This is a genomic window from Sinobacterium norvegicum (genome assembly GCF_923077115.1).
Classification (GTDB): domain Bacteria; phylum Pseudomonadota; class Gammaproteobacteria; order Pseudomonadales; family Sinobacteriaceae; genus Sinobacterium; species Sinobacterium norvegicum.
The window spans coordinates 595,335-614,798 of sequence record NZ_CAKLPX010000002.1 but is presented as its reverse complement, the minus strand read 5'-3'; the positions used below and the strand labels follow the sequence as shown (position 1 = coordinate 614,798).

At 49.8% G+C, this 19,464-nt stretch carries 18 protein-coding genes; 11 read left to right on the top strand and 7 right to left on the bottom strand.

What is annotated here, in order from left to right; all coding sequences use genetic code 11:
* Position 1: 1 nt before the first annotated feature.
* The gene (locus L9P87_RS11840; RefSeq protein WP_237444953.1) at positions 2-676 is read right to left on the bottom strand and encodes a cyclic nucleotide-binding domain-containing protein; all 675 of its coding nucleotides are present in this window, start codon (positions 674-676) and stop codon (positions 2-4) included.
* 302 nt (positions 677-978) lie between these two features.
* Between L9P87_RS11840 and L9P87_RS11835 the strand changes: the two genes are divergently transcribed.
* Complete coding sequence (locus L9P87_RS11835; RefSeq protein WP_237444952.1) at positions 979-2,151, top strand: TonB family protein; 1,173 nt, start codon at positions 979-981, stop codon at positions 2,149-2,151.
* Between the two features lie 62 nt (positions 2,152-2,213).
* Here the strand turns inward: L9P87_RS11835 and hemB are convergent, their stop codons facing one another.
* The 4 genes from hemB to L9P87_RS11815 all read right to left on the bottom strand — a co-directional run bounded on the left by hemB (position 2,214) and on the right by L9P87_RS11815 (position 6,143).
* Positions 2,214-3,194 (bottom strand): porphobilinogen synthase, encoded by a 981-nt coding sequence (gene hemB / locus L9P87_RS11830; RefSeq protein WP_290368504.1) that lies wholly within the window; start codon positions 3,192-3,194, stop codon positions 2,214-2,216.
* A 260-nt stretch (positions 3,195-3,454) separates the two neighbouring features.
* A complete protein-coding gene (locus tag L9P87_RS11825; RefSeq protein ID WP_237444951.1) occupies positions 3,455-3,718 on the bottom strand; it encodes a DUF4404 family protein in 264 nt (87 codons plus the stop codon).
* A 120-nt stretch (positions 3,719-3,838) separates the two neighbouring features.
* On the bottom strand, positions 3,839-4,882 hold the full coding sequence (locus L9P87_RS11820; RefSeq protein ID WP_237444950.1) for an AraC family transcriptional regulator: 1,044 nt from the start codon (positions 4,880-4,882) through the stop codon (positions 3,839-3,841).
* Positions 4,883-5,024: 142 nt separating this feature from the next.
* A complete protein-coding gene (locus L9P87_RS11815) occupies positions 5,025-6,143 on the bottom strand; it encodes an Rv3169 family protein (RefSeq protein WP_237444949.1) in 1,119 nt (372 codons plus the stop codon).
* Positions 6,144-6,333: 190 nt separating this feature from the next.
* On the opposite strand from L9P87_RS11815, the gene L9P87_RS11810 reads away from it, so the two are divergent.
* On the top strand, positions 6,334-6,681 hold the full coding sequence (locus L9P87_RS11810) for a Rieske (2Fe-2S) protein (protein ID WP_237444948.1): 348 nt from the start codon (positions 6,334-6,336) through the stop codon (positions 6,679-6,681).
* Here the strand turns inward: L9P87_RS11810 and sfsA are convergent.
* Positions 6,678-7,412: a DNA/RNA nuclease SfsA gene (gene sfsA / locus L9P87_RS11805; RefSeq protein WP_237444947.1), complete on the bottom strand. Its 735-nt coding sequence runs from the start codon at positions 7,410-7,412 to the stop codon at positions 6,678-6,680. The two genes, L9P87_RS11810 and sfsA, sit on opposite strands and share 4 nt — an antisense overlap.
* The gene (locus tag L9P87_RS11800) at positions 7,409-8,563 is read right to left on the bottom strand and encodes a pyridoxal phosphate-dependent aminotransferase (RefSeq protein ID WP_237444946.1); all 1,155 of its coding nucleotides are present in this window, start codon (positions 8,561-8,563) and stop codon (positions 7,409-7,411) included. The genes sfsA and L9P87_RS11800 overlap by 4 nt, the downstream gene beginning before the upstream one ends.
* 310 nt (positions 8,564-8,873) lie before the next feature.
* Here L9P87_RS11800 and dksA point away from each other — a divergent pair, with 310 nt between their 5' ends.
* The 9 genes from dksA (at position 8,874) to panC (ending at position 19,419) form a co-directional block, all read left to right on the top strand.
* A complete protein-coding gene (gene dksA, locus L9P87_RS11795) occupies positions 8,874-9,305 on the top strand; it encodes an RNA polymerase-binding protein DksA (RefSeq protein WP_237444945.1) in 432 nt (143 codons plus the stop codon).
* A 76-nt stretch (positions 9,306-9,381) separates the two neighbouring features.
* Complete coding sequence (gene gluQRS / locus L9P87_RS11790) at positions 9,382-10,311, top strand: tRNA glutamyl-Q(34) synthetase GluQRS (RefSeq protein WP_237444944.1); 930 nt, start codon at positions 9,382-9,384, stop codon at positions 10,309-10,311.
* An 87-nt stretch (positions 10,312-10,398) separates the two neighbouring features.
* Positions 10,399-10,581 carry a hypothetical protein gene (locus L9P87_RS11785; protein ID WP_237444943.1) on the top strand — a complete coding sequence of 61 codons (183 nt, stop codon included), beginning with the start codon at positions 10,399-10,401 and terminating at the stop codon, positions 10,579-10,581.
* Complete coding sequence (locus L9P87_RS11780) at positions 10,578-13,532, top strand: ATP-binding protein (protein ID WP_237444942.1); 2,955 nt, start codon at positions 10,578-10,580, stop codon at positions 13,530-13,532. The genes L9P87_RS11785 and L9P87_RS11780 overlap by 4 nt, the downstream gene beginning before the upstream one ends.
* Positions 13,533-13,606: 74 nt before the next feature.
* Positions 13,607-15,001 (top strand): sigma-54-dependent transcriptional regulator, encoded by a 1,395-nt coding sequence (locus L9P87_RS11775; protein WP_237444941.1) that lies wholly within the window; start codon positions 13,607-13,609, stop codon positions 14,999-15,001.
* Positions 15,002-15,468: 467 nt separating this feature from the next.
* Positions 15,469-16,830: a polynucleotide adenylyltransferase PcnB gene (gene pcnB / locus L9P87_RS11770; protein ID WP_237444940.1), complete on the top strand. Its 1,362-nt coding sequence runs from the start codon at positions 15,469-15,471 to the stop codon at positions 16,828-16,830.
* An 11-nt stretch (positions 16,831-16,841) separates the two neighbouring features.
* Positions 16,842-17,321, top strand: coding sequence for a 2-amino-4-hydroxy-6-hydroxymethyldihydropteridine diphosphokinase (folK, locus tag L9P87_RS11765; RefSeq protein ID WP_237444939.1), 480 nt, complete (start codon positions 16,842-16,844; stop codon positions 17,319-17,321).
* Positions 17,322-17,479: 158 nt separating this feature from the next.
* On the top strand, positions 17,480-18,274 hold the full coding sequence (gene panB, locus L9P87_RS11760; RefSeq protein ID WP_237444938.1) for a 3-methyl-2-oxobutanoate hydroxymethyltransferase: 795 nt from the start codon (positions 17,480-17,482) through the stop codon (positions 18,272-18,274).
* Positions 18,275-18,540: 266 nt separating this feature from the next.
* A complete protein-coding gene (gene panC / locus L9P87_RS11755) occupies positions 18,541-19,419 on the top strand; it encodes a pantoate--beta-alanine ligase (RefSeq protein WP_237444937.1) in 879 nt (292 codons plus the stop codon).
* The last annotated feature ends 45 nt before the right edge of the window (positions 19,420-19,464 follow it).

The window sequence follows — 19,464 nt, the reverse complement described above, 5'->3', positions numbered from 1 at the left end:
ATCAAATCGCGCTTTTTTCCTCACAACTAATATAGGATGCACTGGCATTGGTCTCACTATTCCACGCCAACAGGATGTCGGCAAGCGCTATAGTCTGTTCTACCAAGGCGTGCAACTCCTCTAAGCCATCCTTGACGCCACGAAACACAGGCAGTGAGATCATCCGCTTAGATAACTCATGCTGCGGCTGAGCCATGCGGTTTTTCTCTAGTTTCCAGCGCACCGAATCCGTCATCATGCGATAGAAGATCAGCTTGGTTTCCAGCGACACGGGGTAATCATCTTCTAGCATACCAAAGCAGGATGCATCACAGGCAAAAAGCCTTACCCCACTACCACTGGGGCTGCTACAGACAGTTGCCTGACGCTCACTATCACCAATTAATGCCAAGTCTCCAAACATCTCGCCCGGCAGAATATGATTGACAGGTGCCTCATCTTCATCGGTATCGGCAAAAACCAGTAATTCGCCACGCAACAAAAAGTACAGCCATGTACTCTTATCACCGCGACGCAAAATCACCTCGTCACTGCCCATCTCTACAATGCGACAAAAGCCCATCAGCTGTTTAAACTGACTCTCACTGGACGCTCTTATTTTCCGGAAAAAAGGCAATCGCTGTAGCGCGGCCTCTAAGTCCACATTGGCTAAATCGTGTATCGCTGTTATCTGCATCGGCTACTACTTTATTGAAACGAGAAAACAATCAAGTGATTGTCAGCTGTTGTACCTAATCTAACTGAAATACATTGCTGTTAGCAATTATCACAGGGGAGTGACTCAAAAAACACCTAACCGTTCACCTTATTCACGTCAACAGTAGGCAAAATAAAACTGTAATTATGTACTACTATTGATTTAACTTTTACGTCATAGTAAGAGCCACGGCAAGTATTTGTCGACTGACTCACAAAATAATAATAACAAGGCTACTGGTAACGGACTATATACCATGGCCAACACATAAGGATGAACTGATGAAATCGCTCATTAGCGCGTTTTTAGTCGTTATTCTATCTCAGGCTGCGATCGCCCAAGATTCACTGCGCCTAAACGGCATTACCACGTACAACAAACTCAACCGCGATTATTTTATCGCCGCACTGTTTCTGCAGGAAAGAAATAGCTCAGCCGATGAAATCATCAACAGCTATGAACCTAGCAAATTGTCGATGAAGGTTGTTCAGAAAAAACTCTCTGCGCGACAATTCAATCAATATTGGCTGACCGCTATTAACATAAATAATGACGAAGAGGACCTCGACATCTACGACGAGGAAATTATTCGCTTTACTCAGTTGTTTAAGAATAGCTTTATTTATGGCGATGAAATCACCATCAGTTTCACTCGGGATTTCGAGATCAACGTCCACGCCAACAACCAATTGATCTCTAGTTTCGATAACAGCGGCTTTTACCCTGTATTGCTTAACGCCTGGCTTGGCCCTCGGCCAACCTCTCGCGAGTTTAAGGCTGAGCTACTGAAACTACCCAATAGCGTCAAAACAGCCGAACTGATAGATACCCACACCCAACTACTGGCCAGCCCCGAACGACAGAAAGAAAGCAAAAAATGGCGGGTCAAACCGGCCAAAAAATCCAACAACCAGCAACGGTTACCTCCCAGTTTTAACGAGACTATCTCCACCCCCAGCAGCGCCAAGATAAGTGCGCCAAAGCCTGTCAATACTCAGCAGGCCGCCTCTTCACCGCTAACCCCTCCGGTTAGCGGCATACAAACCGCCAGCCTATCACCAACACTGCAAAGCCCGAAACTTACAGCCACTGCCAACGCTACCGCCAGTGATGTCACCACCCAGAAGTCGGTAGCCATCGAGCAACAAGCCTCTAAACAACTCAGTATCATGACGATGTACCGGTCAAACATATTAAAAACAACTTATCAGCATATCATCTACCCTAATCTCGCTATCGACGAAGAGCTTGAGGGCGATGTAGTGATTGCGATCACCTTAGATAGGTCGGGAGAGGTGATCGATATAGACCAATTGGAAAGTGCCGCTCACCACAGCCTAAATAACGCCGCAATTAAAGCGATCCAGCAATCACAGTACCCCTCACCACCTAACAGCCTCGAAGGAAACAACTTCGTTGTTAAGCTGCCGATTAAGTTTCGACTACCCAAATAAAAAACCACCGCAAGCGATGGTTTCTATTCTGTATAATCAATCAGTGCTACCCACCCTAAGAGTTACCCCTCTGTCAGCCAGCCTGCAATATCTTCAGCATAATACGTAATAATTAAATCTGCTCCAGCCCGCTTGAAGGCCATCATAGATTCCATGACGACTGCCTTTTCATCGATTACCTGAGCTGCTGCCGCCGCCTTAACCATCGCGTATTCACCACTGACATGATACACCGCCAATGGCAGACTGCTGTCCTGACGAATGCGATAGAGCACATCCAAATAAGCCATTCCCGGCTTGACCATTAAGATGTCGGCACCTTCCAACTCATCCTGTAACGACTCGGCAACCGCCTCACGGCCATTCGCAGCATCCATCTGATAGGCGTTTCTGTCGCCTTTGAAATTACTATCCACAGCGTCGCGAAAGGGGCCATAAAAAGCAGAGGCAAATTTAGTTGAATACGACATGATTGGCAGGTGGCTAAAGCCATTATCATCCAAGGCCTCCCGCATGGCTGCAATCATACCGTCCATCATACCCGACGGCGCCAGCATATCGACGCCAGCTCGGGCTGCCGCCAAGCTTTGCTGCTGCAGGTTGAGCAGCGTTTTATCGTTGTCGACATGGCCATCGTCGCTGATCACACCACAATGGCCGTGGTCGGTATATTCGCAGAAACAGTTATCACTGATGACCATCATTTTTGGCTGTGCTAACTTTGCCGCCTTGATGCAGCGCACCATTAACCCCTCATCAGACCATGTATCACTGCCGACCGCATCTTTACAATGCGATACGCCAAACAGTATGACCGCCTTAATACCCTTGCTGTACGCCTGCTGAACCACCTCAGCCAAGTCAGACTCCGGGTAGCGAAACACGCCGGGCATACTGCTAATGGCAACGGGCTGACCAATGTTCTCTTCGACAAAAATCGGCAAGATTAGGTCGTCAACACTGATACTGTGCTCTCGCACCATTGCCCGGATATTGCTATTACGGCGCAGACGACGGAAACGGTAGGGCAGATCAAAACTCACATTATTCTCCTAATCGATAATTCAAATAGTATCGGGGTATTGTATCAGCTTAATTTAACAAGGTAGCGCTCAGTCCTCGACAATAATAGAGACGAAGCATGGCTATGCAGACATTCCGCAGCGAGGCATCGATACTGTTAACTACGGTCGCTGCAAAGTACCCAGCCGCGATCGGACAAAACCGACAATCGAGGTTGATAAATGGTTGGAGAATGGCGGCCAAATACGATGTTATTGAGCAGAGGGTTGCCGCTCAAGCCCTAGACACCCATCGCATTCATCGTCGCGACCAGGTTTCGCAGCATCATCGACACCACCGGGTGCTCAGCCTCGATTTCAACACCGATCAGCTCGATGTTTTCTAGCATCGAATAGTCACTATCCGTGGCGCCATCCATCAGCTGCTGCTCCAGCGATATTAACAGTTGCTGTAATGATTCTCGCTGTGCCACCGCTGGCTCTGGCAGCGCATCGATCTCGGCCAAGACCTGCTGGATTTGCTCTACCCATTGTTGTTTATTCATTCGTGACTCCCTGTGTGACACATCATCATTTTACTGCCGCCAGATAAAACAGGCTAATCATTAACGACTCTTAAATACATTACTCACATTACAAAAAACCATAAGATAATCATACACCGATTAACCGTCTACAACATGATTTAGTCGATATTCCCCCGGCGCCACACCCGTCCATTTTTTAAATGAGCGATGAAAAGCGCTGGCGTCACTAAAGCCAACCAAAACAGCCACTTCGCTGACTGGTTCCGTACTGTAAAGCAACAACTCAACGGCGCGATCTCGCCGACAGTGATCTTTGATTTTTTGGTAAGAGGTACCCTCCTCCTCCAAGCGACGACGCAGAGTTCTCGCCGATAGATTTAACCGATCGGCCATGACATCAAAACCGGGCAATTCATCGGTTAGGTTCTCACTTAAGATAGTGCGAATTCGTGACAATATACTTTGCTCACCCAATACCGGCTGAATAATGACCTGATAGGGCGCCTCTTTAATGAACACCTCAAAATCGGCATCGCTACGAATAATCGGCAAACGGAGATAGTGACTACTAAAAGTCAGCGAATTAGTGGCTGTATCAAAGTCCACCGGACAGCTAAAAAAATGCTCCATAGCCCCCATATTACTGGGTTTTTCGCCGGCGCAACTGGCGCTGATAATTTCTATTTGGCGACCAATCAACCAGCCGCACAAGCGCAGCCACATCGCCAGCGCACTTAACACCGCGGGCTGGTATTGGGCTTCACCGGGGTGCTCTGGCAGGCAATAGTGGATCGTCGACATACCCAACGCCTCATCGACATCTAAGCGATGAATAATATCCTCGTCTCTGCCAGGCTCTCGACAGGCCAGATTAAAATCAATAGCCCGCACCAGAGCGTCGTGCAACGATGGGCAATTTAATACCGCATAGGCGATCATCCGGGTCGTTCCCAAAGGGGAACGACTCGCCCCCAGCAGGCCCCCAGACTCATCACCAATGTAATCGACGATAGCGACAAATAACCGATTATACTGCTCAACCGTTAACTTGCTCAGGTCTAAATCGCCTAAACCGGCCTGCTCCAAAACGGTATCAACTCCAACACCTTTGCTATGCAGCGGCATCAATAACGCAGTGACAAACGCTGGCGGGACAAGGCCTTCTCGCGGGGGGGAATTCACTGTGACTACAACCTCTGGCAGCATGGACTGACGCAGCCGTTAATAACCAGCTAACTGTCTAATATCACTCTATTATAGAGATGCGAAAGCCGAATTCAACGATGTAATATCCGGTACCAACCCGCCCACAGTGAGGTACTGACTATTCAGCGCCGTCGAAAAAGTCTTTAAAGCCTGACGGGGCGTGGCGGCCAATGATAATACTCTCGAAGGTGCCATAACCGACCTTATCACCCAGGGTTGCCCTCACTACTTGATGGTTGTGGATAAATTGGTAGTCGAGTTCGTTCACCTCATCGAGATTCCAATCCTCACGGAATGTTTCAAGCTCCCCCTTCCAATAGCCGTGCCCCCATTCAAAATGGTTGTAACCAATACCCAGCATATAAAACTTCTGCAGCGGCTCTAGAGTGATGTGATAACTTTCGCCATTCTTGTCGGCAAAGTCGAAGTCAACCGATTGCGCACGGCGCGTACCTGGCACAAATTTTACTCTGTGCTCGATAGCAGTCATCGCAATCATCCCGCTATCCTCGCCCACAGGAATGCTATCCATATCAGAGTACAGTGGTACTAAATCCGCGGACACTTGGGTGGCATTACCGTCACGATCCTCAAAGGTACCAAACTGCGACGCCTGATCACCAAAATTGATCGGACACCAGGCCCAATAAACGCCGGGCTCATTATTCATCAGACCCGGTGCGCCACCAGCAGGCTCTCCTACCGGGCGAACACCCCATGATTTATCACGGGTCGCATAAGCCTTGTTAACCTCGGTGCGTTCGCCGTCGATGATAAAATGCCCCTGCCAATGCCCCAACTGAGTAAAGCGGGTGTTATGCATAATCAGATGGCCATCATCATGCATAATATTTTTTGGCTCCTGATGCGGGGCAGAAATAGCGGTGAATAACAGGTCACAGGTGATGTTGTGCTCGTTTTCGGTTAGTCGTACACGTATCTGTCGCATCGGCTCTACAACCTCAACGCTTAATGGCCCGACAGCGGTATCCAAACGCTCCTTTGGGGCACGTCGCGAGGCATGAAAAGCAACTTGCTTATCCCCCATGGCAACACTGAAGTGACCATCCATTACCCGACGATTGGGGTATAGACCAAGTCCTATTTCAAACAGAAAAGTATCTTCATCGAAACCGTTAAACCAGTATCGATCATAGAAATTACGATCACTTTGCGAGGGCTCCGCCACGGGCTCGGCGGTTTGGTGTATGCAGTAGTCATCGAAACTGGTAATCATTGCTATCCCCTGTCATCTATTGTTATTGGTTATTATGGCAGCCGTAAACTCACAATACTATCGTATAGGGAGCATAACAAGCTGCATGACCGATGGTTAATAGAAGCAGGCGGAAGAACACCGGTGGCTTTTTCATCGAGGGAAAATCAGGTAAAGTTGCCTTCCGCTATTTTTACCAAGGTTATATACCGTGAGCCGTTTTACTATTCCCGTCTGCCACGTCGATGACATCGATCACGAGAGCTCTAAAGGCTTTGAGATTGGCGATCTAAACTTCTTTGCTGTTAAGCGCGATGGCATAATTACGCTGTTTCAAAATAATTGCCCCCACCTCGGCGTGAACCTCGAATTTCAACAGGATCAATTTCTCGATGCCGATAACTTCTACATTATGTGCTCAACCCACGGCGCCTTGTTTCAACCTGAAGACGGCAAATGTGTCTATGGCCCATGCCAAGGCCAAAGCCTTATCTCCGTTGACTTTGAAGTGATTGAGCAGCAGATCCATATCGCTGAAGCCGCGACAGCTATCGCCTAGCTGTTAAAGTGTAAGCGACGATCAATGGTAATGGCCTTGGGTGTGATACTGGCCCTATAGGCAATCACCTCCACCCCCGCAGCCATCGCTTCTAAGAGGGTTTGGCAGTAGCTGGGGTCAATATCGCGGGCCGGCTCAACCACCTCGATACCCTCATGCTGAACGCAGTAAAACAACACCGCTCGGTACCCTTCTGCAACCATTGCCATCAACTCCCGTAGGTGCTTTCGACCACGATCACTGACGGCATCAGGGAACTGGCCGATGCCATTCTCTCTCAACAAGGTCACGCTTTTGACCTCGACATAACACTTGCGGCGCTGGGGGGCCGACAGCAGAAAGTCGATACGGCTATTCTCGAGCCCATAACGTGCCTCTCGAACCACCTGAGAATACCCCGCCAATTCTTCGACAACACCCTCAGCCAGCGCTTCCGCCAGTAAGTCGTTGGCAAAGGCGGAATGAATACAGGCTAACGACAATCGTGCCGGGCTATTATCCAACACCTGTTGATGGTCAATTTCAGCCAACACCCAGCCATGCTTGTACTTTCGTTTGGGATTGTCACTGATGCTAAGCCAAACGCGCTCACCCGGCATGGCACAACCTGTCATCTTGCCCGTATTGGGGCAGTGAGCAGTAATGATTTCACCATTGAGCAGCTCGACATCGGCAAGAAATCGCTTATAGCGCTTGATCAGCCTGCCTTCCACCAGTTCGGGCAGCCTCATGTCAGCACCTTGCTAAGCCGCTCGACCGCCTGTTCGAGCTTCTCCATACCGGTGGTATAGGCAAAACGTACGTGACGATCAGCCAAGTGTCGACCAAAGTCCACCCCCGGGGTTAAGGCAATACCATGTTGCTCGAGCATATCGACGCAAAATTGCTGGCTATTATTACTGAAGCGACTGATATCAGCATACAGGTAAAGACCACCGGCGGGCTTATTCGCGATATTGAAACCTAGCTGACACAGTTCAGGGTAAAGAAAATCACGGCGCTGCTTGAAGATGGCCTTGCGCTGATTGAGGATCTCCCGCGTTTCATCCTTAAAACAAGACAGCGCTGCATATTGTGCCGGTGTCGACAGCGATATAAACAGATTCTGCGCCAGCCGTTCCATTTCCTGCACCGCATTCTGGGGAGCAACCAACCAACCCAAGCGCCAACCTGTCATACCAAAATATTTGGAAAAGCTATTAATCACAAAGGCCTGATCCGTATGCGCCAGAATACTGGCAGCGTGATCATCGTAATCGAGGCCATGGTAAATCTCATCGGCCACCAAATAGCCTCCTTTAGCAGCACATATTTGATACAGCGCTTCGAGTTCCTCTGCCGATAAGATCTCCCCTGTTGGGTTGGCAGGACTCGCCACCATGGCACCGATGGTTTGCTGCTGCCAGTGCTGCTCTAGATGACGGGCCTGCAGTTGAAAACGGTCTTCAGCTCCGACCGGAATCAATTGAGCATGGCCCTCAACCAACCGCAGGAAATGACGATTGCAAGGGTAGCCTGGGTCGGTCATTAACATCGACTTGCCCGGGTCCATCAACAACGCTGCGATTAATAGCAAGGCACCACTGGCACCCGCGGTAACCATAATCCGCTCCGGCGCAATATCGAGACCATAATCCGTTTGGTAATAGCCGCTGATGGCTTCTCTCAACGCCGGTATCCCTGCAGCCGGTGTATAGCCAGTATGGCCGTCCATTAAGGCTTTCGCGCCAGCGAGACGAATAGGCTCGGCGGTGGTAAAATCAGGTTCCCCTGCCTCTAAATGCAGAATGTTCCTACCTTCAGCCTCTAATTGCTTGGCACGGGTTAATACTTCGACGACTCGAAAGGGCTCAATATCATCCATTCGGCGGGAAAAAGGCATGGCAACGTCTCTGTTATCTTGTTTATCTGGCCATATTAACAGATCTGATCATCCTCTCACCCCAGCAAACACTGTCCACACCGGCACAGCTGTATAAAAAACAACCAGAAAAACACTTTTCCCCGTCATAATTTGAATTTTTTAGTCGCCGAGGTCAAGAAACAGCAATAGCCGACAATAAGCTATGGCTTAAAGCCTTGTGATTTGATAGCTTTACCTCCCTGTTGAAATATCTTGATATTGAGCTGTGATTATTTACACTCTTTTAATGGGTATGTGGAATTAAAAGTACTGTCGAGGCGTCATTTAAATGCCAAATAAAGAAAATTCTTCATTCAGTAGTTTCGTGCCCTACGAGGCAGCTAAAGATGAAGAGTACATGGGTGAACCCCAGAAAGAACACTTCCGCGATATCCTACGCGCCTGGAAAGCGGAGCTGATGGAAGAAGTCGATCGCACCGTTTCGCACATGAAAGACGAGGCTGCCAACTTCCCTGACCCTGCCGACCGCGCAACCCAGGAAGAAGAGTTCAGCTTAGAGCTGCGCACACGGGACCGCGAACGTAAACTGATCAAGAAAATTGATAAGACTTTCGAACTTATTGAAAATGATGATTACGGCTTCTGCGATTCTTGCGGCATTGAAATTGGTATTCGTCGACTCGAGGCCCGCCCAACAGCGACTCAATGTATCGATTGTAAGACGCTTGATGAAATCAAAGAGAAAACTCAGCGCCTTTAACAACTTTTGCTAGGTCGCCATATAAACGCCATTGCCTACCTTGTTAAGCAGTGGCGTTTTTGTTTAAGCAGCTGATATGACAAATAAACACTCCCAAGACAATGATGATAGCACCGCAGTCATCCCCCCTTATGTTGGCCGTTTTGCCCCCTCGCCAACCGGCCCGCTTCATATGGGCTCACTGATTTCCGCCCTGGCCAGCTTCTTAGACGCCAGAGCACACCAGGGTGAATGGCTGATCAGAGTAGAAGATATCGACCCACCAAGAGAGATCGCTGGCGCCAGTGAGAACATTATCGCCTCACTCAGCGCTCATGGCCTACATTCTGACCGTCCGATTTTGTTTCAACACAGCCGGCTTGATGCCTATCAAGCCGCACTGCAAACACTGCAGCGCCAACAACTGTGCTTCCGCTGCCAATGTTCGCGAACACAATTAAAGGGCAGCGACATCTATCCGGGGCACTGCCGTTATCGCACGATAGACGACAGCATTGCCACCGCGACGCGGCTATTAGTCGACCAACAGCCGGTTAGTTACTGCGATCGAATCCAAGGGCCGCGTCAGCAAAACCTTGCCGCCCAGCTCGGTGATTTTGTGATCGCTCGCAAAGACGGCCTGATCTCCTATCAACTGGCGGTTGTCGTGGACGATGCCTTTCAGGGCGTTACTCATATCGTTCGAGGTGCCGACCTACTCGAATCCACTGAGCGACAAATATACCTTGGAAAAATGCTCGACTACCCCAGTATCGACTATGCCCACCTACCTGTTTTGACCAATGAAGCAGGGCAAAAACTCAGCAAACAAACCTTTGCACCGTCGCTCGACTCCGGACAAATCATCAACAATCTATTGTTTGCTCTGAGCTTTCTTAATCAAACCCTGCCAGAGCGGCCACCGAAGACAGTAGAACAGCTGCTCGAATTCGCCATTCAACACTGGGACATTGATGCGATTGCCAAACACTGTAGCCACTATCAGCCGCTTCCCTCCTTGGCCTAGCTCGCCCAGCTATCGGCAATAGGTCTTTCGCCCCCTCGATAGCCAAGGTAATATACTCTAACCCTTTGCGATGAAAATGAACGTGTTATGTATATCCCCCGAACAACACTGTGGGTCATTCTGCTGCTATTTATCCTTTTACCCTCGATTGAGTTGTGGGTATTTGCCGACAGCAATGCCTGGTATCGCCCTTATATTGTCTGGTCGATGCTAATTGCCGTGGTCTTTATCTCGCAGCATCTTCGACACAAGGCGAATAAGCGCCAATGACTATTTCAATCAGCGCCATATTCGTCGTCGGTTTTCTCTATCTCAGCATCTTGTTTGCCATCGCCTTTGCCACCGACAAAAAATGGATTCCCGAGCGATTGGTCAATCACCCGGTGGTATTTGTTCTCTCCCTTGGTGTCTTTGCCAGTGCCTGGGCTTATTACGGTGTATTAGGCCTCGCCCACTCATACGGCTTTGGCTTTATGTTTTACTATTTCGGCATCACCGCCTTCTTTATGTTATCGCCGTTATTACTCAAGCCATTGGTGTCGATTTGTAAACGCAATCAACTGAGTTCTCTGGCTGACTTACTCGCTTTTCGCTTCCGCAGTTCATGGGCTGGCGCCTTGGTCACGCTCTGTATGTTAATGGGCATGCTGCCGCTGCTGGCGCTACAGATCCAATCAATTGCCGATACCGTCCATATCATGACCGATCTAACACCGCTGGTTCACAATGACCGCCCCGAACGTCATGATTCTATGGCCCTGGTGTTTTGCTTTATGATTACCCTGTTTACTATTCTATTCGGTGCTCGGCATACCGCTTCCAACGAACGGCACGACGGCCTGATTGCCGCCGTCGCCGCCGAAACAGTGATTAAATCAATAGCGCTGGTTCTGGTTGCCTATTTTTCTGTCCAGCAAGTCTTTGGCGGTTTTGGTGGCCTCGATTTGTGGCTGGACCAAAACCCTCAAATCATTGAGCGGCTGCACTCCACCTTTGGTGAATATTCGACTCGTACCTTACTGCTCACTTCATTTGCCGCCGCCATCGGCATGCCCCACATGTTTCATATGATTTTTTCTGAACGGCCTTCCTCCCGTTCGGTCAATGCTGCCAGCTGGGGGGTTCCTTTACTGCTACTCATTATCAGCCTCCCTGTACTGCCAATACTGTGGGCCGGCTATGCCAGTGGTGCCACCACACCCCCGGATTATTTCGCCATCGGTACCTCGATGATCCGTGAGAATTACTGGCTGACCGTCATCGCTTATATTGGCGGCCTTTCAGCTGCGAGTGGCGTCATTATTGTCAGCACCTTGGCGCTGGCTTCGATGTGTTTGAATCACTTAATTCTGCCCTACTATCAACCACCCATTGAGCGGGATATCTATCGCTGGTTGCTATGGACCAAGCGTTTATTGATTGCCATGATCATCTTAGCTGGCTATATATTCTTCCGCATTTATACCTCTAAGGGCCAACTCGGCTACCTCGGTGTCGCGGGTTTTGCAGCCACTCTACAATTCTTGCCCGGGATATTCGCCGTTTTATACACCCCAAAAGCCAACCGCAACGGCCTTATTGGCGGCCTATTAATTGGCTTCGGTATCTGGTTCTTCACCCTGGTAGTCCCCATCATCAGCTCGACCCAACCATGGTATGCCGTACTCGTGGGCGCCGACCTTATCAGTGATCAAAGCTGGATTGCTGCCACCGTTGGCTCTCTGATTGCCAACATTTTGGTCTTTGTCACGCTGTCCTGGGTCACCAGAATCAGCGACGAGGAGCGCTCTGCCGCACAGAACTGCGCGCTCGACAGTCTCAACAGGCCCGAGCGACGCGAACTGACATTCACCAGCAGCAGCGAGTTCAAATCACGTCTCGCCTCCGCCTTAGGTGTGTCGGTTGCCGAAAGAGAGGTCAATGCCGCACTCGATGACCTGGGACTCAAACACAGCGATAATCGTCCCTACTCGTTGCGACGACTGCGGGAACGCATCGAAGCCAACCTGTCATCCTTGCTCGGCGCCTCTGTTGCCCACGAAATGATTAATCGCTTATTGCCTTATAAGCGCTCTTCACAACCCTTTGCCAGTGAAGATATTCAGCTGGTCGAAACCCGACTAGAAACTTACAAAAAGAACCTTACCGGTGTCGCCGCCGAACTTGATGGCCTGCGCCGCTTGCATAAACAAACCCTCTTAGACCTGCCGATAGGCGTATTCTCGCTGGGGCCCGACAACGAAGTCTTACTGTGGAACTACAGTATTGCCAAACTGACCGGCATTAGCTCTGACAACATACGCGGCTCGACGATTTCATCGATCGACGAGCCTTGGCGACAGGTGTTTGTCGACTTTGCCAATTCCAAGGAGCTTCACTTACACAAGCAGAGTGTCGAACTCGACGGTCGCATCCAGCACTTCTCACTTCACAAGGCGAGCAGACAGGGCGCGTTCCATCGTAATCGAGACCAACTCTTTGTACTCGAAGACCTCACCGAACTCCAAATGCTGGAAGATGAGCTGCTGCATAGCGAGCGTCTGGCTTCGATTGGTCGACTTGCCGCTGGCGTAGCCCATGAAATTGGCAATCCTGTTACCGGCATCGCCTGCCTGGCACAAAACCTGCGCTATGAGTCCGATCAGCCCGGCGTGCTAGAAGTAGCGGAAGAAATCGTCAATCAGACAGATCGCATCAGCTCTATCGTCCATTCGCTGGTTAGTTTTTCGCACAGCGGCAAACACACCGGTAGCAATAATAAATTCGAACGTCATAATCTTTCGAGCATTGTCGATGAGGCCTGTAAGCTGATCTCACTCGATACAACACATGAATACAATGTTAATGTGGTTAACCTGTGCGAAGAAGACCACTACGTCTTTGGCGATGAACAAACCCTGGTTCAAGTCTTTATCAACCTGCTCTCCAATGCCCGTGACGCGAGCCCTGAAGACAGTGACGTACTGATAGAATCGTTGCAGAAAGGTAACAATCACTTGATTACTGTTACCGACCAAGGCTCTGGCATAAGCGCTGATAAACAAGAGAAAATCTTTGAGCCCTTCTTCACCACAAAAGAGCCCGGCAAAGGGACGGGTTTGGGATTAGCCCTGGTTTACAGTATTATCGAAGAACATCAGGGTTCTATTTCGGTCAAAAGCCCTGTAGATTTAAGTAACAATAGTGGTACACAGTTTTTGATTAGCCTGCCGCAGGCATAACATGCAAATATGCTGCAGAATACTAAACAGCTAACCGTCACCGTATCGTCACCGTTTATCATGAGAGTCGTTGTATGAGTCATATTCTAATTGTTGAAGATGAAACCGTCATTCGAAACGCGCTGCGCCGCCTACTCGAACGCCACGGCTACACCATCAGCGAAGCTGCCTCGATCAAAGATGCGCTACAGAATCATAATTTCAGTCATTATCAACTGATTATCAGTGATTTGAGACTGCCCGGCGGTACCGGCACCGACCTCATTAAACCTGCTGGCAATACACCAGTACTGATCATGACCAGCTATGCCAGCTTGCGCAGCGCCGTCGACGCAATGAAAATGGGCGCCATCGATTATATTGCCAAGCCTTTTGATCACGACGATATGGTTGAAAGTGTCGCCCGTATTATTCGTGATCGAACCCCAAAAACAGAAGGCAACAACCTACCCGTTCAGAGCAAGAACAACGGTATTATTGGTAGCAGCGATACCATGAAGCAGCTGTTCGAACGCATCAACAAGGTTTCACCGACCACGGCCACCGTCTTGGTGCAGGGCGAGACGGGTACCGGTAAAGAACTAGTTGCCCGTGCGATTCATCGCCAGAGCGATCGCGCTAACAAGCCCATTATTTCAGTCAACTGTGCCGCCATCCCCGAGAGCCTGATTGAATCAGAACTATTCGGCTATGAGAAAGGTGCCTTTACCGGTGCCGCAGCTAATCGCGCCGGCCTCATTGAGGCCGCTGATGGCGGCACCCTTTTCCTCGATGAAATTGGCGAATTACCGCTCGAAGCCCAGGCCAGACTTTTACGCTTTCTGCAGGAGGGGGAAATTCGTGCCATTGGCTCAGTACACACCAAGAAGGTCGATGTCCGCCTGATTGCTGCCACCCACAGAAACCTGAAAGAACAATCGCAGCGCAACCTATTCCGTGAAGACCTTTACTACCGTATTGCCGTCATGCAATTAAATCTGCCACCACTGCGCGAACGCGGAAAAGACATCCTGATGATCGCCGAAAGCTTTCTCGCCGAGATCGGCAACCGCTTAAATCGTCCGGAGTTTCATTTCAGCCCCCAAGCTATCCAAGCTATTACCAATCACCGCTGGCCCGGCAATGTCCGCGAATTACAAAATGCTGTAGAACGCGCTGTAATTCTTGCAGAGGGTAATGAAGTCAGCCACGATTTACTCGATATTGAACCACACAAATCCAGCCATCAACTGGCCGTCGACAATTACAACACCAATATCGACATGGGCCAAGAAGCCACCTCAGCACTGGGCGACCCGGCTGAAGAACTATCACTAGAAGACTACTTTCAACGCTTTGTCCTCGAGCATCAAGACAGCATGAGCGAGACCGAGCTGGCAAGAAAACTTGGTGTGAGCAGAAAATGCTTATGGGAAAGAAGGCAGCGTTTTGGCATACCAAGAAAGAAAAGCAACAAGACTAGCAGCTAACCCGGATCCTGCTTCGTCCGCCGAGCGGCAATATATTAACAGTGTTACTTTTTGTTTTCACAATGTAACTATTGCCGGCTATTTGGTGTAATGCAGTAACGAAGACACCTCACACATATTACGTAAGGGCCACGAAATATACAAAATAGTCTTATTTATTATTAGCTTATGTTTTCTGGCACAGTAACTGCTATCCTTTAGACATAATAATAATAATAAAAACAACTGACCTAATAAAAATAATAAATGGCAGTCAATAATAAAAATAATAAGTAAATAAGACCTGGATGGGGTGGGCTCTGCTCCCCCTGTCATCATTCTCCCCCTTTCCTCCTGCAGTCCCCACTACACCCTATTGCATACCTTGTGTTAGAATCGGGTTAATTATCGATAATTTCTCATTTTCTCAAGCTTGGTATTCAATGCTTAATTGGCTGAAAAGTTTGTTCCCCCGCCGGAATTCAACTATGGACCGTGACAATCCATCTCAAATATCACCTCGTATTCTTTCACGAGATGAACACAGTATCTCCCGAAAACAGATCAGCCCGAATGCCCTTAAGGTCATGTATCGCCTCAATGGCGGTGGTTATGGTGCTTACCTGGTCGGCGGCGGTATTCGCGACATTTTACTCGGCGAACAACCGAAAGACTTCGATATCGCCACCGATGCAACACCGGAGCAGGTAAAGTCGCTGTTTCGTAACTCGCGCATTATCGGCCGTCGTTTTCGCATTGTTCATGTCACCTTTGGTAGAGAAATCATCGAGGTCACCACCTTCCGCGGAAATCACGAAAACGTCAGCAAGGGCAAGAATAACAATGTCTCTAAGCAGGCGGAAAGTGGCATGTTACTGCGTGACAACGTCTACGGCAGTATTGAGGAAGACGCTATCCGCCGCGACTTTACCATCAACGCACTTTATTACAGCGCCGATGGCTTCACACTACACGATTACACCAACGGCCTAAAAGATATCGACAGCCGCAACATCCGCATCATTGGTGATGCCGAGACTCGCTACCGCGAAGACCCGGTTAGAATGCTTCGCGCCGCTCGCTTTGCCGCCAAGCTCAGCTTTGACATCGAGCCGGCAACAGCCGAACCTATCGAACAGTTAGCGCCGCTGCTTCGAGACATCCCCTCCGCCAGACTTTTTGATGAAGTTCTCAAACTATTTATGTCTGGTTATGCCGTCGCCGTCTACGACAGCTTGATGAAGTACCACCTCTTTGGTGAACTGTTCCCTGAGACGCAGTATTTCCTCGAGAAGAATAACGACCCCATTGATCATCAATTAATTCGACAGGCATTGGTCAATACTGACCTTCGCTTACAAGCTGGCAAGACCGTCACCCCGGCCTTCATTTTTGCGGCCCTACTCTGGCCAGTGGCCCGCGCCCATGCGGAGCGGCTTGAAGCCGAAGGCGTACCTGCTGCACCGGCACTGCATGAGGCAGCTCATATTGCCACAATGGAACAACTCAAGCGCACATCCATACCCAAGCGGTTCTCTATTCCGATGCGTGAGATTTGGGACCTGCAAATCCGCCTAACCAAGCGTCAGGGCAAGCGGGCTCACAGCCTCTCTGGTCACCCTCGCTTCCGGGCGGCCTATGATTTCCTGCTGCTACGTGAGCAGGCCGGCGAACAGCTGAACGGTCTCGGAGCCTGGTGGACTCAGTTTCAAATAGATAATCCGATTGAACCCCAGCAGCGCCAATACAATGATGAGCAGGGCAACAAAGATCACAATGGCCGCCCGCCAAGACGTAGACGCGGCATGCGCCGCAACGGCAACAACAACCACAGTCAAAACAATAGCTAGTTGTCACACCTATGTCGGTATATATAGCCTTAGGCAGCAACCTAGAGGACTCTATCAGCCATGTCAGCGATGCCGTCAATGAAATCGGCGCGCTGCCAGGCTGCCAACTTCTCAAGCAATCATCCTGGTATCAAACCAAAGCGATTGGCCCCGGCAACCAGCCCGATTATATTAATGGCGTTATCCTCATCACTACAACGTTATCCCCTATCGCTCTTCTCGACGCCTTACAGGGTATCGAAAACCAACACGGCCGAGTAAGAACCCTCCGCTGGGGTGCCAGAACGCTGGATCTCGACATCCTTTTTTATGAGGATCAACAAATTGACTGTCCGCGACTTAACATCCCTCACCCCCGTATTGCTGAGCGAGCTTTTGTGGTGGCCCCACTACTCGATTTGGTTAAACGGATGCCGACCCCTCCTTATCAGCCTCTGGCTGATCTATTATCAAACTTGGACAGCCAAGAGTTACAGCGGCTAAAAATCTGATTTAATTAAAAACAGTCAATAATGCAGCGAAATTGATCATTGCCGATTGACAGTCATAACAATGACCGCGACCATACGACTTTGCCAAGCCAGTTAAAATACCGCATTATTCACTCCCACTTCGGCATCGTTTTTTGTAAATTAAGGTAATGAGATCAATGAGCAAATACACAATTCAGAGCCTCGCAGCACTTAAGAAAGAAAAGAAGAAGTTCGCCTGCCTAACCGCGTACGATGCAACCTTCTCCCGCGTGATCTCTGAATCCGGTATTGAAACCATGCTGGTCGGCGACTCCCTCGGCAACGTATTACAAGGCCACGACACGACGGTACCTGTCACCACCGATGATATCGCCTACCATACCGCCGGCGTAGCTCGTGGTAACACTGGCGCTATGGTGATTGCCGATCTCCCGTTCATGAGTTATGCCACCCCAGAACAGGCAATGATTAACTCAACAAAGTTAATGCAGGCTGGGGCCCATGTCGTCAAACTTGAAGGCGGACAGTGGCTATGCCCAACAATTGCCATGCTGACCGAACGCGGCATCCCCGTTTGCGCCCACTTAGGGCTGACACCACAATCGGTCAACACGCTCGGTGGTTTCAAAGTCCAGGGGCGCTCTCCAGAGCAGGCCGAGGCTATTATCGACGATGCCAAAGCCATAGAAGCTGCCGGTGCCGGCTTGCTGGTGCTGGAATGCGTTCCCAGCGACCTAGCCAGAACAATCAGCGAGCTTTTGACCATCCCAGTTATCGGCATCGGTGCCGGCAACAGTACTGACGGTCAAGTATTAGTGATACACGACATGCTAGGGCTAAACCCGCGACCAGCGAAGTTCGTTAAGAACTTTATGGCAGAGGCTGGCGGCGATATCACCAAAGCGGTGATGCTATTCGGCGAGCAGACCAGAAATGGCAGTTTTCCCGCCGCAGAACACACCTTTAACTAGCTAATATACGACCTATAACACCCTTCAGCAGGCGATAAAAACGTTACCATCGAGAAGTTATCGACACCAAAGGTAACATTTAGGCCGAAAAGTGTTACAGATTTATTGCGCGGCCAATTTCTTTGAGGCATACTTGCGCAACTTTGGTAATCGCTTATTTTATGTACACATTGCTTGATGTACTCATTAAGGGCTCACACGACTCAATCAAGGCTACACCAGTCTAAGAGTTGTCCAACTTGCCCGAATCAGAGGAGCAGCGAATAATGAAAACTCTAACAACAGTTTACGCTCTGCGCCGTGCTATTGCCGGCAACCGCACTCAGGGTCAGCGCGTCTGTTTTGTACCTACAATGGGCAACCTACACGAAGGGCATCTGACGCTGGTACGCGAGGCTAAGCGCCGCGGCGAATGTGTTGTGGTCAGCATCTTTGTCAACCCGATGCAATTTGGCGCCAACGAAGATCTCGACAGCTATCCCCGTACGCTTGCCGCCGATAAAGAAAAACTATTTGGCGAGGGCACCACCTATCTATTCGCCCCTACCGTCAGCGAGATGTACCCCAACGGTACCGGGCCTCAATCGCAACTCAGCGTACCTGAAGTCACCGAAACACTGTGTGGCGCTTCACGCCCAGGTCACTTCACCGGCGTCTCCACTGTTGTCAGCAAACTGTTTAATATTGTTCAGCCTGATATCGCCTTTTTCGGTAAAAAAGATTTCCAGCAGCTACAGGTCATTCGCAAAATGGTCGATGACATGTGCATGCCGGTTGAAATTGTTGGTGTCGACACCAGCCGCGCCGAAGACGGCCTTGCCCTCAGCTCACGCAACGGCTTCCTATCTGAGCAGGAGCGCAAGGTAGCACCCCGCCTGCATCAAATACTGCAGGAGTATCGCGACGCGATTGCCAACGGCTTCGATAATTACAAAGAGCTAGAGCATCACGCCCAGAATGATTTGAAAAACGCCGGTTTCAGCCCTGACTACTTCACTATTTGCGATGCAGAAACACTGCATGACGTCACTGAAGATACTGACGAAATCGTCATTCTCGCCGCCGCCAAACTCGGTACGCCACGGCTGATTGACAACGTTACGCTAACACTGGCGCCGCACAGCGATTACCGTATGCTTGGCTAACATCAGCGATATCAAACAGCCCGCTTTATAGCGGGCTTTTTTATG